Annotated in this window: 12 protein-coding genes; 6 read left to right on the top strand and 6 right to left on the bottom strand. The window is 31.5% G+C overall.

Annotated features, from left to right (window positions below; all coding sequences use genetic code 11):
* Positions 1-75: 75 nt before the first annotated feature.
* The gene (locus RRF68_RS00415) at positions 76-888 is read right to left on the bottom strand and encodes a hypothetical protein (protein WP_218772982.1); all 813 of its coding nucleotides are present in this window, start codon (positions 886-888) and stop codon (positions 76-78) included.
* A gap of 130 nt (positions 889-1018) precedes the next feature.
* On the opposite strand from RRF68_RS00415, the gene gcvP reads away from it, so the two are divergent.
* On the top strand, positions 1019-3865 hold the full coding sequence (gene gcvP / locus RRF68_RS00410; RefSeq protein WP_218772983.1) for an aminomethyl-transferring glycine dehydrogenase: 2847 nt from the start codon (positions 1019-1021) through the stop codon (positions 3863-3865).
* Positions 3866-3924: 59 nt separating this feature from the next.
* Here gcvP and RRF68_RS00405 read toward each other — a convergent pair whose 3' ends face one another.
* The 4 genes from RRF68_RS00405 to RRF68_RS00390 form a co-directional block, all read right to left on the bottom strand.
* Positions 3925-4209 (bottom strand): hypothetical protein, encoded by a 285-nt coding sequence (locus tag RRF68_RS00405; protein ID WP_218772984.1) that lies wholly within the window; start codon positions 4207-4209, stop codon positions 3925-3927.
* 225 nt (positions 4210-4434) lie between these two features.
* Entirely contained in the window at positions 4435-5526 is a 1092-nt protein-coding gene (locus tag RRF68_RS00400; RefSeq protein WP_218772985.1) for a class I SAM-dependent methyltransferase, read from the bottom strand.
* A gap of 52 nt (positions 5527-5578) precedes the next feature.
* Positions 5579-7096 carry an FMN-binding glutamate synthase family protein gene (locus RRF68_RS00395; protein WP_218772986.1) on the bottom strand — a complete coding sequence of 506 codons (1518 nt, stop codon included), beginning with the start codon at positions 7094-7096 and terminating at the stop codon, positions 5579-5581.
* A gap of 93 nt (positions 7097-7189) precedes the next feature.
* Complete coding sequence (locus RRF68_RS00390; protein ID WP_218772987.1) at positions 7190-7441, bottom strand: type B 50S ribosomal protein L31; 252 nt, start codon at positions 7439-7441, stop codon at positions 7190-7192.
* A 183-nt stretch (positions 7442-7624) separates the two neighbouring features.
* Between RRF68_RS00390 and RRF68_RS00385 the strand changes: the two genes are divergently transcribed.
* Positions 7625-8665 (top strand): glutaminyl-peptide cyclotransferase, encoded by a 1041-nt coding sequence (locus RRF68_RS00385; RefSeq protein ID WP_218772988.1) that lies wholly within the window; start codon positions 7625-7627, stop codon positions 8663-8665.
* 43 nt (positions 8666-8708) lie between these two features.
* Positions 8709-10208: a hypothetical protein gene (locus RRF68_RS00380; RefSeq protein ID WP_218772989.1), complete on the top strand. Its 1500-nt coding sequence runs from the start codon at positions 8709-8711 to the stop codon at positions 10206-10208.
* A 33-nt stretch (positions 10209-10241) separates the two neighbouring features.
* Here the strand turns inward: RRF68_RS00380 and RRF68_RS00375 are convergent, their stop codons facing one another.
* A complete protein-coding gene (locus RRF68_RS00375) occupies positions 10242-11522 on the bottom strand; it encodes a metal-dependent hydrolase family protein (RefSeq protein ID WP_218772990.1) in 1281 nt (426 codons plus the stop codon).
* A 72-nt stretch (positions 11523-11594) separates the two neighbouring features.
* On the opposite strand from RRF68_RS00375, the gene RRF68_RS00370 reads away from it, so the two are divergent.
* Genes RRF68_RS00370 through RRF68_RS00360 form a run of 3 tightly spaced genes read left to right on the top strand, consistent with a single transcriptional unit; the run spans position 11595 to position 13985 of the window.
* Positions 11595-12275 carry an SDR family NAD(P)-dependent oxidoreductase gene (locus tag RRF68_RS00370; protein ID WP_218772991.1) on the top strand — a complete coding sequence of 227 codons (681 nt, stop codon included), beginning with the start codon at positions 11595-11597 and terminating at the stop codon, positions 12273-12275.
* Positions 12276-12285: 10 nt separating this feature from the next.
* Positions 12286-12885, top strand: coding sequence for a SprT-like domain-containing protein (locus tag RRF68_RS00365; protein WP_218772992.1), 600 nt, complete (start codon positions 12286-12288; stop codon positions 12883-12885).
* A gap of 38 nt (positions 12886-12923) precedes the next feature.
* Positions 12924-13985, top strand: a complete 1062-nt coding sequence (locus RRF68_RS00360; protein WP_315944617.1) for a mannose-1-phosphate guanylyltransferase — start codon at positions 12924-12926, stop codon at positions 13983-13985.
* Positions 13986-14005 lie beyond the last annotated feature (20 nt).

The raw sequence follows: 14005 nt of genomic DNA, 5'->3' as shown, positions 1-14005 counted from the left end.
GTAACCAAAAATACAAATGATATTAAAAAAGAAGCTGATTATGAAAGAAGATTTTTATTTTTTATCAACATTAATTTAAACGATTGATAAAAGCAACCACCAAACTATGGGAATTGATTCCACTATAAAGGCACTATAATATTTAGATTTTTTTTCTGATGACCTCATCAACAGTATTAAAATGGTCATAAAAATCAATAAAAAAACTGTTCTAAAACTAGCGTTTGGTGCTATCATAAACTCTAATAGCAGGCAAAAAACTAATAATATATATCCGAGTTTTTTTGTTTTTTCTATTCCTATTTTTTTGGGTATTGTTTGCAGTGAAACAGCATCATATTTTACATCTCTAATATCAAAAGGTAAAATTAAAACCATCACTAATAAAAAACGCTGTATAATAGTTATATAAAATTGATTTGATAAATCAACATTTGCATCATAAACTGGTAAAAACACCGTTGCTCCCGCCCACACAAAAGCAACTATTATAATTTTTAAATACCCAATACTTCTTAAATTTTTTTGAAATCCACTAAAAAAAGGAACTGCATACAAAAATGTTAAAAGTCCGAAAGGCACAAAAACAAGCAATGTTTTTACATTTAGTTTAATGGCATAAAAACACATCAACAAAAAACAAATCAAAGAAAATATTTGAATTATTTTTAAATGTGTCGTTAAACTTCTGTGGTGCAATTTGGCAACTCCTACATATTTAACAAAGTTATAGCCAGTAATTGTTCCGAAGAAAAGAAAAAAATCTAACGATTCATTATAAGTTAACCCAAAATATAATTCAGTAACCTTAACAAAAGCGCACACGGCTAAAGCCACATGAATACTAGCGTTTATATAAAAATCAAGCACTTGTTTTAAAACCCTCATTACACAAAAATAGTTTTTATGTTTATAACCCTTCAATTTAGTTAATAAAATATCAGTTTAAAAATAAAAACATACTATAAAAATTATACAATTTCATTATTTTTGAACCACTAAACACAAACAACACAGAATGAACACAAATTCATTTCAACTAAGACATATTGGTCCACGTGTAGCGGATCAAGAGCAAATGTTAAAAACAATCAAAGCAGATAGCTTAGATCAATTAATTTATGAAACTATTCCTGATGATATTCGTCTTGAAAGCGGATTAGATTTAGCGCCTGCAATGAGCGAATATGAGTATTTAAATCATATTAATGAGCTTGGTGCTAAAAATAAAGTTTTTAAAAGCTACATCGGTTTAGGATACCACGAAGCAATTGTACCGAGTGTTATTCAACGTAATATATTAGAAAACCCGGGTTGGTATACAGCTTACACGCCATACCAAGCAGAAATTGCTCAAGGACGTTTAGAAGCCTTATTAAATTACCAAACAATGGTTTGTGATTTAACAGGAATGGAATTAGCAAATGCTTCTTTATTAGACGAAGGAACTGCTGCTGCCGAAGCAATGGCTTTATTATTTGATGTACGTGAACGTGCACAGAAAAAAGCTGGCGTTAACAAATTCTTTATTTCTGAAGAGATTTTACCACAAACATTATCTGTTCTACAAACACGTGCAATTCCTATCGGAATTGAGTTAGTAATTGGAAATCATGAAGAGTTTGATTTTTCTTCAGCGTTTTTCGGAGCTATTATTCAATACCCAGGAAAACATGGTGAAGTATTTGATTATACTGCATTTGTTGCCAACTGTAACGAAAAAAACATAAAAGTAGCTGTTGCTGCGGACATTTTATCTTTAGCTAAATTAAAAGCTCCAGGTGAATTTGGCGCTGCAGTTGTGGTTGGAACCACACAGCGTTTCGGAATTCCTTTAGGTTACGGCGGACCTCATGCTGGCTATTTTGCTACGAAAGAAGCTTACAAACGTAGTCTTCCTGGTCGTGTAATTGGTATTACCAAAGATGTTGACGGTGGTCGTGCTTTACGTATGGCTCTACAAACTCGTGAGCAACATATAAAGCGCGAAAAAGCAACTTCAAACATTTGCACCGCCCAAGTTTTACTAGCTGTTATGGCTGGTATGTATGCTGTATATCATGGGAAAGAAGGAATACAATATATTGCTGATAAAGTACACGCTACAGCAAATACTTTAACTGCAGCCCTAGAAAGTTTAGGCTTTAAACAAAAAAACAAATCATATTTCGACACTATTTTAATTGAAGTTGAAGCTAATAAATTACGCCCTGTTGCCGAGGCAAACGGAATTAACTTTAACTATATTGACAACAATCATATTTCAATTTCCGTTAACGAAACTGTTAGCTTAAAAGAAATCAATGCCATTGTTGATTGTTTTGAACAAGCCTTCAATATTCAAGATATTACAGTAACTGAATTTATTTCTTCGGATATAATCACAGAAAATGTAAAAAGAAATACTTCATTTTTAGACAACGAAATATTTAATACGTATCAATCAGAAACTGAAATGATGCGTTATATTAAAAAACTAGAACGTAAAGATTTAGCTTTAAATCATTCTATGATTTCTTTAGGATCATGTACAATGAAGCTAAATGCAGCTTCTGAAATGCTACCTTTAAGCAACCCTCAATGGGGAAATATTCACCCTTTTGTACCATTAAATCAAGCAGAAGGATATCAAACAGTTTTAAAAAACCTTGAACATCAATTAAATGTAATTACAGGTTTTGCAGGTACTTCTTTACAACCAAACTCTGGTGCACAAGGAGAATTTGCTGGATTAATGGTTATTCGTGCTTATCACGAGTCTAATAACGATTCTAATAGAAACATTTGTTTAATTCCTGCTTCTGCTCACGGTACTAATCCTGCGTCAGCAGTAATGGCCGGCATGAAAGTAGTTGTTACCAAAACTGATGAAAGAGGTAATATCGACGTAGAAGATTTACGCGAAAAAGCAGAAAAACATAAAGATAATTTAGCCGCTTTAATGGTTACATACCCATCAACACATGGGGTTTACGAAAAAGCTATTAAAGAAATTACCAAAATTATTCACGATAACGGCGGACAAGTTTATATGGATGGTGCGAATATGAACGCTCAGGTAGGATTAACAAATCCTGCAACTATTGGTGCAGATGTTTGTCACTTAAACCTACACAAAACCTTCGCTATTCCACATGGTGGTGGTGGACCAGGAGTTGGTCCAATTTGTGTTGCTCCTCAATTAGTGCCATTTTTACCAACAAATCCTTTAGTTGCAACAGGAGGCGAAAAAGCAATTACAGCTATTTCTGCTGCCCCTTGGGGATCTGCTTTAGCTTGTTTAATTTCTTACGGATACATAACAATGCTTGGCGCTAATGGATTAACGGACTCTACTAAATTAGCTATTTTAAACGCAAACTACATTAAAGAACGTTTACACGGACATTACGAAACATTGTACTCTGGAGAAATGAACAGAGCTGCACATGAAATGATTATTGATTGTAGAGATTTTAAACAAAACGGAATTGAAGTTGTAGATATTGCGAAACGCTTAATGGATTACGGTTTTCATGCACCGACTGTTTCTTTTCCCGTAGGAGGAACTATGATGATTGAACCTACAGAATCTGAAAGCGTTGCAGAATTAGATCGTTTTTGTGATGCAATGATTTCTATTAGAAAAGAAATTTCTAGCGCAACTAAAGATAACGCTAACAATCCTCTAAAAAATGCACCACATACACAATATATGTTAACTACTGATGAGTGGATTTTACCGTATACTCGTAAGCAAGCTGCTTTTCCTTTAGATTATATTGCTGATAATAAATTTTGGCCTACTGTACGTAGAGTTGATGATGCTTTTGGAGATAGAAATTTAATTTGTTCTTGTAATCCTATTGAAGATTATATGGATTAATTAATACCCCATACTAAAACTAAAAAATCCCACTCCTTAAAAGAGTGGGGTTTTTATTTTTAAGCTACAGCAATAATATCACTGTACGAAACTTCTTTTGTATTCTTAAGAATAATTGATTTTTCACAAACAGTCCAAATTGAAGTCTCAACTTTCTTTAAACCAGTATCATCGGTAAAAAACACTTCAATTTTCTCTCTGTTTAAGTTTCTTGAAAAGAAAACTTTTCGTTGCCTTATAAACTCGTTTACTTGCTCTATTTGATGTTCAAGAATGTTAATCTTTGGAAACTCCAAAATTTTATTTTTCTTTTTATCTGCAAGTGCTGTTTTTTCTAAAAACATATTAATTGGGGATTTTGGGGATTATCGTAATACACAATACATTGTTAATAACATACAAAGATATAAATTTTATCAACAAGTGTTAATAACTATTTAAATAAATTGTTAATAACTTTTACCTTGTGATTATAATAATTAATAAACCTAACTAATTTTACTTAAATTTAAAAAGGGAGGTAAAATGCTAATACATTATACCTCCCTTTTTAAATACTTTTATTTTTTCTACATCATACATTCATAAACTACAAACTTCTTATTATCTGCCATTATTTCAACCGTATTAAAAAGTTTCTCTAAATGTGTTTTATAATTCAAATGCTTGTTTGCCACCAAAACAAAACGTCCGTCGGGTTTTAAACAACTCTTTACATCTTTAAAGAGCGATAAAGTTACTTCTATATTATTCTCATGTTCAAAATGAAAAGGAGGATTAGATACTATTAAATCAAAACTTTCCTTTTCTAAATCACTTAAATCATCCGCGCATACAAACCTAGCTTCTTTACCCTTTAAATTAAGCTGTGAAGAGGCAATCGCTAAATTAAAATCATCTACTAAAGTAATTTCAGATTCTGTATTTTGATTCGCTATTTCAAAAGCTATAATTCCGTTACCAGAAGCCACATCTAACACTTTTAATTCGCTAGGATGCACTTTTAAATTATCTAATAAAAAACGAGTACCAACATCAACCTTACCTCCAGAAAATACTCCGTAATATTGCTGAAGTATTTCTTCGTTCCAATTAATTTTATTTATTAATTCTTTCTCTTCTGTTAATTTCTTAGGATTTTTTAAAATCAACAACCTTGCTTTTTTCCATGCTTTACTCTGTTCAACTTCTTCAAAATACAACTCTGCAATTTTAAGAAAAGAAACAGAAAAATATTTAGTCATAAATCCGCAAACAACTATTGTTTTATTATCAGAAGCTTTATGTATCTGCTTTAAAAACAACTCAAACAATTCAAGAGATTTCGGAACTTTTAAAAGCGCCAATTCCACCTTATCTAAATCATCTAAAGGTTCTTTGTAATTTACATCTAACGAAAATTTGTTTAGCTTTAAATTGTTAGCAATTGCTTTTTGCTGACTCGCGTATGTCCAAACGGTTGTTAGCCTTACATCATTTAATAGCGTGTTAAAAACACCAAACCTATCATTATATAAATGAATGTTTACTGTTTTTTCATCCTTAATATAATCAAGCATTAATAACTCCGCATTACTCCATGAACGCAAGGCTTTATCTGTTGTTACCGGGTAACGCTCTAATTGATATTCTTTCAAATTAAACTCCAATGTTATCTTCAATACTTTTAATTTTATTAGCTCAATTTATGACCTGATATTTCTAATTACTTCTCTACTCCTGTAAATCGTAAATAACGTTTAGAGGTGTAATTTCTTCTTCCTTATTTCTTCTAAAAATATGTTTTGCTTTTATATCAGAAATTGATTCTTTACCCATCGCCGCAACCACCTCTTTTACTGCTGTTATTGTTTTGATATGATAATTTTTAACACGAACATTTTTGTCTTCAACAACCAAAGCTTCAACTAAATCCTCATCTTGCGTTGCTACACCAACAGGACAAGTATCTAAATTACACTCACGCGCCTGAATACAACCTAAACTAAGCATAAAACTACGTGCCATACCAATAACATCAGCACCTAAAGCTTTGTATTTAATAATATCAAAAGCATCAATTGCTTTACCACTTGCTATTATTTTTATCTGCTCTTTTAACTGGTACTTTTGCAATGTTTTATTTACAAAAACCAAACCTTCTAACAACGGAGTACCTATATAATTAGAAAATTCTAATGGTGCTGCCCCTGTACCTCCTTCTCCTCCATCGACTGATATAAAATCTGGATAATTATTAGCCAACGAAAATGCTTTTATCATTTCTTCTATCTCTTCATTATCACCCACACAAAATTTTATCCCAACAGGTTTTCCTTCGGATAAATCTCTTACTTCCTGAATAAAAACAATCATTTCTCCATAATTAGAAAAAGCTGAATGACCTGGAGGCGAATTCACATCTGTAAAAGGTATTACCGAACGTATTTTTGCAATTTCTTCAGTGTTTTTTTTAGCTGGTAAAATACCTCCATGACCTGGTTTTGCTCCTTGTGAAAATTTAATTTCAATCATTTTAACTTCCGGGCGAATTGCATTTTCCTTAAAAATGGCAGCATCAAAAACACGCTTGCCATCTACGCTTTTCCCCGCTCCAAAATAACCTGTTCCTACCTGAAAAATTAAATCTCCCCCTTGTAAATGATAGGGTGATATTCCGCCTTCTCCTGTATTATGAGCAAAACCAGCCATCTTTGCTCCTTGATTTAAAGCTTTAATGGCATTTTTACTTAACGAACCAAAAGACATTGCTGATATATTAACAATAGAAGCATCGTATTTTTGAATACATTTATCAGAACCAATTAATACTCTTTCTCCTTTAATATGATGATGATTTTTTGGAAACAAGGAATGCTTTACAAATTCATACCCTTTTTTATATACGTTATGCAGCGTACCAAAAGGCACTGTTTCTATCTCTTTTTTCGAACGTTGGTAAACAATACTTCTTTTTTCACGGTTAATTGGCACACCACTTAAGTCATCTTCAATAAAATATTGTTGGATTTTCTCTCTTTCATCTTCAAAAAACCAACGTAAACGAGCTACAACAGGAAAAGCACGTAATAAAGAGTGTTTTTTCTGAAAAAATGCATCATACAAAGCAACTATACTTAATGCAGAGGCAATTGTTAGCAAAATAAAATTACCTACATCTGGTACAAAATAAACCAGCACACCGCATAAAACATTAATTACAATAACAATTGCTAAAATAGTATCTCTCATTTTTGAAAATTTTCTAGGCTAAAATACAAGATTTTCAGCATAAAAAAAGCCCTAACTGTAGTTAGAGCTTTTAAATATCTTAGATACTTGAAATTATTTTTTAAATTTCGAGTATTTATTTTTGAACTTATCAATACGTCCTGCAGTATCAATTAATTTAGACTTACCTGTGTAAAAAGGGTGAGAAGTTCTTGAAATTTCTAATTTGATTAATGGGTATTCAGCTCCTTCTACTTCTAAAGTTTCTTTAGTGTTAGCAGTTGAACGTGTTAAAAATACATCTCCGTTAGACATATCTTTAAAAGCTACCATTCTATAATTTTCTGGATGTATTCCTTTACGCATCTTAAATGACTTTTAAATATTGTTTTGTTTTTTTATCAAACGTTGTAAAAATGGTAAAGTTTTACACTAAAATTGTTTTAGCTGTTTGAGGATGCAAATTTAACCATATTTTTTAATTTTCAAACAAATAAATTGTTTTAATTTGTAGTGTAAACGAATAAATTAGAAATCAAACTATAAAATATGCGTATTTATACATACTTCACTTTAGCTTTATCAACATTATTTATTACTTCTTGTAGTAATTCTGGATACAAATTTAAGTTAAATACTTCTAAAAAAACCACTTTAGGGCAAAAGGCTGCTATTAAATTCGAACAACTTAAAGGTGAAAAGATCGATTCTGTTCACTTATTCGTTAATAATAAGCGTGTAAATAAAAACGAAACAAGTTTAACAATTAATACAGCCGATTTTGGTGTTGGTAAACATGCGGTTACTGCATTGGCTTTTTATCCTAATAAATCTAAAAAAGTTAATAATTCTATTGAAATTTTAGCTAAAAACGCTCCTGCTGTTTATTCTTATACTATTATAAACACTTTTCCTCATGACAAAGATGCTTACACGCAAGGATTGGAGTATAAAGATGGGTTTTTATACGAAACTACAGGTCGTAAAGGCGAATCAACTTTAAGAAAGGTTGATTTAAAAACAGGTGATGTTCTTCAAAAAATTGATTTAGATAAAGAGTACTTTGGTGAAGGAATGACTATTTATAATAATAAAGTGTACTGGTTAACATGGCAAGCTCGTAAAGGTTTTATTTATAACCTAGATACTTTTAAGCAAATTGGTGAGTTTGACTATAACAAGAGTAACCAAGGTTGGGGGTTAACACACAACGAAACTGAGTTAATAAAATCTGACGGAACAAATAAAATATGGTTTTTAAATACCGAAAATCAAACAGAAAAAAGAAGTATTCAAGTATATACTAATAAATATTCTGTAGATAACTTAAATGAAATAGAATTAATTAATGGCAAAATTTACGCCAATAAATGGCAGCAAAACTCAATTGTAATTATCAATCCAGAGACGGGTGTTGTTGAAGGTGTTGCTAATTTAAACGGACTAAGAGATATCGTTGCTAAAAATCAACAATTAGACCCAAATGATGATGTTTTAAACGGAATTGCATACGACAAAGAAAACAACCGTTTATTTGTTACAGGAAAGCATTGGGGGAAATTATTTGAAATTGAGTTGATTAAAAAATAATATCTTTACCTTTTAACCGTTATTAACCTGCCTTCTTTTATATATGAGATACTCCCTTCAAATTTTAGCTTTCTTTATTTTAATTGCTGTAAGCTCGTGTAGAAAAGATTTTAAAACTGTTCCTAATTTTGGTAAATTAGAATTCTCTAAAGACACCATATTTTTAGACACCGTTTTTTCGAATATAGGATCAGCTACATACAATTTAAAAGTATACAACAGGAGTAATAAATCGATTACAATTCCGGAAATTAAATTAGAGAACGGAAACAGTTCTAATTATCGTTTAAATGTTGATGGAATATCTGGTAAGAATTTTAACGATATTGATATATTAGCAAATGACAGTATCTATGTTTTTGTAGAAACTACTATTGATTTTAGCACAACAACAGATCCTTTATACACAGATAAATTATTATTTGATAACGGAAATAATCAACAAGATGTTGATTTAATTACTTTAGTGCAAGATGCCACTTTTATATTCCCATCAAAAAATAGTATGGGAATTGAAACCTTAACTATAAATGGTACAGACTCTGAAATTCAAGGTCGTTTTTTAACAGATGCTGAATTAACTTTTACTGATGAAAAACCATATGTTATTTACGGTTATGCGGCTGTACCGTCAGAAAAAACATTAACAATTAATGCTGGTGCAAAAATTTACTTTCACAATAACTCAGGTTTAATAGTAGATAAAAAAGGAAGTTTAAAAGTAAACGGAACTCTTGACAGTAAAGTTATTTTTGAAAGCGACCGACTAGAACAACGATTTAACAATATACCGGGCCAATGGGGAACTATTTGGTTACGTGCAGGTAGTACTGAAAATGAAATTAACCATGCCTTAATTAAAAACGGAACCATCGGTGTACTTGTTGATAGTATTAGCACTGTTGCTTCACCTACATTGTCTATAAAAAACACAGAAATTTATAACAATTCTAATTATGGAATCTTAGGAAGGGATACTAATATTAAAGGAGAAAACATCGTTATTGGTAACGCCGGACAATCTTCTTTAGCTTGTACTTTTGGGGGAACTTATAATTTTACTCATGCTACTTTTGCTAATTATTGGAGCAATAGTTTCCGTCAGCTACCTACAGTTTTAGTAAATAATTACACTAATTTTCTTAATAGTAATAATGATGAAGTAACAGCTACAAGAGATTTAATTGCTGCTACCTTCACCAACTGTATTATTGAAGGTAACAACAATATTGAATTTGTTTTAGATAAAAATGACGGTAGCGATTTTAATTATAATATTGAAAACTCTATGATTCAGTTTAATGATTTTAATGATTCGTTTGCTAGTAATACAGAGTTGAATTTTGATGATGCTACTCATTATAAAAATATTATTTTAAATGGAGAACCTAACTTTAAAAACACCTCTTTAAATCATTTTATAATTGGTGAAAATTCTGAAGCTATTAACAAAGCAAAAGCATCCGCTATTTCTGAAGATATTTTAGGAATTGATAGAACAACAAATCCTGATATTGGTGCATACCAACACATAACATTTTAATAAAAAGAGCGGTTTTAAAACCGCTCTTTTTATTTATTTCTTATAAACGATTCCGTTTTTCATTACAAAAATAACGTTTTCCATTGTTTTAATATTTTTAGTTGGATCTTCGTCTACAGCTATAATATCTGCGAAGAAACCTTTTTTAATTTGCCCTATTTCATTCTCCATCTTTAATATTTTAGCATTGGTAATAGTTGCTGCCTGAATCGTTTCTATCGCTGGCATACCTGCTGCTACCATATAACCAAATTCTTTACCATTGTTACCGTGTTTAAAAACTCCTGCATCGGTACCAAATGCAATTCCTACACCTTTCTTATATGCTTTTGCAAATGTTCCTTGAATTTTTGGACCAACAGCTAATGCCTTTGGAACTACAATATCTGGATAAAATCCTTTTATTTTAGCTTTCTCTTCTACCTCTTTTCCTGCAGTAATTGTTGGCACTAAAAAAGCGTTGTGCTTTTTCATCAATTCCATCGTTTCATCACTCATATAAGTTCCGTGTTCAATAGTTTTTACACCACCAATTATTGCACGCTGCATTCCCTCATCACCGTGAGCATGAGCAGCTACATGCATTCCATAATCTTTAGCCATATCACATATTGCTTTTACCTCCTCAATTGTAAATTGTGGATTATCGCCAGATTTAGCCACACTTAAAACGCCACCTGTTGCTGTAATTTTAATACAATCTGCTCCATTTTTATAACGCTGACGTACCGCTTTTTTAGCGTCTTCAACCGAATTTACAACACCTTCTTTTGGCCCCGGATTACCAGTTAAAACTCTACTACTTCCGTTTGTAGGGTCTGCATGACCACCCGTTGTTGCCAATGATTTACCTGCTGTAAAAACTCTTGGCCCAGGTATTTTCCCAGCTTCGATTGCTTTTTTTATTGATATATTTACTCCAGTTCCACCCAAATCTCTTATCGTTGTAAATCCGTTTAACAAGGTTGATTTTGCAAAACCAACAGAATTATAAGCTACATCTGCTTCGTTTAAAGTATATTTGTTTAAGCGCGTTTTAGCATCAAATTCCATTTCAATATGTACATGCATATCTATCAAGCCAGCCATTACAACTTTATCTCTTAAATCTATTATTTTAGATGTTTTATCTCTTGGCATAATGTAGCCATTTTTAACATGTGTGATTTTATTGTCATTAACAACAATTGTTTTTTCTGTTTGAATTTCTCCAGAAGCTGTATCAATTAACTTTCCGCATAAAACATAAGTGTTCTGACTAAAAGAATAAGTTACAATCAATAAAAACAAAAGTAAAAAGCTATTTTTTTTCATGATAAAAATTTAGTTTGAACTATAAATGTATGAAAATTTTAAGTAGCTTGCTTGTTTAACTTATCCTATTAAATGAAAAATATTGTAATTACAGGAACCAGTAGAGGTATTGGTTTTGAACTAGCACAACAGTTTGCAAACGAAGGACATAAAGTACTTGCTTTATCAAGAAACACAAGTCCGTTAGAAAAAATAAATCATAAAAACATTACTACGATAGCTGTCGATTTATCTAATAATGACGATTTAAACAAAGCAACCTTATTCATTAAAAAAGAATGGAAAACTGTTGATGTTTTAATTAACAACGCAGGAAAACTAGTAAATAAGCCTTTTACAGATTTAACTACGGCTGATTTCCAGGAAGTTTATAAAGTAAATGTATTTGCTGTTGCCGAATTAACAAAGCTATTGATTCCATTTTTCAAAAAAGGAAGTCATGTAGTTACCGTTAGTTCTATGGGCGGAGTACAAGGAAGCATGAAATTTCCAGGTTTAGCTGCTTATAGCTCTGCTAAAGGAGCCGTAATTACTTTATCTGAACTATTAGCTGAAGAATACAAAAAACAACAAATAGCCTTTAATATATTGGCTTTAGGCGCTGTACAAACCGAAATGTTAGAAGAAGCTTTTCCTGGTTATGTTGCTCCATTATCAGCAAAAGAAATGGCAAGTTATATTTTTGATTTCGCTTTAACAGGAAACAAGTTTTACAACGGAAAAGTACTAGAAGTATCTAGTTCAACGCCATAAAAAACTTTCATTGTACAAAACACTTATAAAATATATCCCTGAAAAAGCAATTCCGTTAGTTGAGTATTTAATTAACGAGCATAAAATCAATCTTAAAATTGTAAATCAGCGACAATCCAAACATGGTGATTTTAGGACTTTTCCGAACGGACAAACACAGATTACTGTTAATAATAACCTGAACGAATTTCAGTTTTTACTGACTTTAATTCATGAAATTGCGCATCATGTTACGCATAAAAGGTTTGGGCGAGTACAACCTCATGGCAAACATTGGAAAACAGTTTTTCAGCATTTAATGTTGCCATTTTTACAACCAGATATTTATCCGAAGGAAATATTACCTTATTTGGCTAACTATCTTAAAAACCCGAAAGCAAGTACCGATACGGATGTTAATTTATCTTTAGCGCTACGTGGTGGTGAAGCTGAAAACGGAAAGAATTTTATCTTTCAAGTTCCTGTTAATAGTGTTTTTCAGTTTAAAAATACTTTATACAAAAGAGGAAATAAACGCAGAACTCGTTATGAATGTTTAAATTTAACGAACAAAAGAGTATATCTTTTTAATCAAAATGCAGAAGTAAAGTTAGTAGATTCAAACATATAAATAAAACGTCTATCTTTAAGGAATTATAACTAATTATTATGAATAAAAATTATTACGCAATAGTTATGGCCGGCGGTGTTGGTTCACGTTTTTGGCCAGTAAGCACGCAAGAATACCCGAAACAGTTTCATGATATGTTAGGAACTGGTGAATCGTTAATTCAGCGTACTTTTAATCGAATTAATGCTTTAATTCCGGCTGAGAATATTTTAATTGCCACAAACGAACGTTATGAAAGTTTGGTTTTAGAGCAATTACCAAAAACTACCAAAAAGCAACTTTTATTAGAGCCGGCAATGCGCAACACAGCTCCTTGTATTTTATATGCGGCTTTAAAAATTCATAGCCAAAATAAAGATGCTGTTATGTTAGTTGCACCTTCTGATCATTGGATTGAAGATGAAACTGAATTTTTAAATAACATCAAAACTTCGTTTGAAACATCCGCAAAAAACAGCTCTTTAATGACGCTAGGTATCCAACCAAATACACCAAATACTGGTTATGGATATATTCAGTTTGAAGAAAGTTCTTCGGATACAAAGAAGGTAAAAAACTTTACAGAAAAACCAAACCTAGCAACTGCAAAAGAATTTATAGCTAGTGGTGATTATTTATGGAATGCAGGAATTTTCATTTGGTCTACCAAAAGCATTTTAGCCGCTTTTAAAAAGCACTTACCAAATATGTTAACGGTTTTAGAAGGCACAAATACTATTTATAATACTGATTTAGAAGCTGACTTTATTAAAAACAATTACGAAAAATGTGAAGATATTTCTATTGATTACGGAATTATGGAACGCTCGAATAATGTACATATTTTACCGGTAGATTTTGGTTGGAATGATCTTGGTACTTGGGGATCTTTGTATAATAAATTAGAAAAAGACGATCAAAAAAATGCTGTTGTAGGTGCTGAAACCATTTTTAGAGATGCAAACGGAAATATGATTCGCACCGAAAGCGGTAAAAAGGTTATTATTCAAGGTTTAAATGATTTTATTGTGGTTGAAAAAGATGGAGTGCTTTTAATTTGTCCTCGAAAAGATGAGCAAGATATCAAACAAATAAGCGCAGCCGCTACTAAGAAATTTTAACTCTACACCAAGCATCACAC

The organism is Tenacibaculum sp. HL-MS23, from assembly GCF_032463465.1.
Taxonomy (GTDB): domain Bacteria; phylum Bacteroidota; class Bacteroidia; order Flavobacteriales; family Flavobacteriaceae; genus Polaribacter; species Polaribacter bernardetii.
This window is presented reverse-complemented; position numbering and strand designations above follow the sequence as displayed.

Bases quoted from the DNA above. Each gene is read 5' to 3' on its own strand.
- RRF68_RS00405 (WP_218772984.1), bottom strand. From the start codon at position 4,209: ATGTTTTTAGAAAAAACAGCACTTGCAGATAAAAAGAAAAATAAAATT.
- RRF68_RS00375 (WP_218772990.1), bottom strand. From the start codon at position 11,522: ATGAAAAAAAATAGCTTTTTACTTTTGTTTTTATTGATTGTAACTTAT.
- RRF68_RS00360 (WP_315944617.1), top strand. From the start codon at position 12,924: ATGAATAAAAATTATTACGCAATAGTTATGGCCGGCGGTGTTGGTTCA.
- RRF68_RS00370 (WP_218772991.1), top strand. From the start codon at position 11,595: ATGAAAAATATTGTAATTACAGGAACCAGTAGAGGTATTGGTTTTGAA.
- RRF68_RS00395 (WP_218772986.1), bottom strand. From the start codon at position 7,096: ATGAGAGATACTATTTTAGCAATTGTTATTGTAATTAATGTTTTATGC.
- RRF68_RS00380 (WP_218772989.1), top strand. From the start codon at position 8,709: ATGAGATACTCCCTTCAAATTTTAGCTTTCTTTATTTTAATTGCTGTA.
- gcvP (WP_218772983.1), top strand. From the start codon at position 1,019: ATGAACACAAATTCATTTCAACTAAGACATATTGGTCCACGTGTAGCG.
- RRF68_RS00415 (WP_218772982.1), bottom strand. From the start codon at position 888: ATGAGGGTTTTAAAACAAGTGCTTGATTTTTATATAAACGCTAGTATT.
- RRF68_RS00390 (WP_218772987.1), bottom strand. From the start codon at position 7,441: ATGCGTAAAGGAATACATCCAGAAAATTATAGAATGGTAGCTTTTAAA.
- RRF68_RS00385 (WP_218772988.1), top strand. From the start codon at position 7,625: ATGCGTATTTATACATACTTCACTTTAGCTTTATCAACATTATTTATT.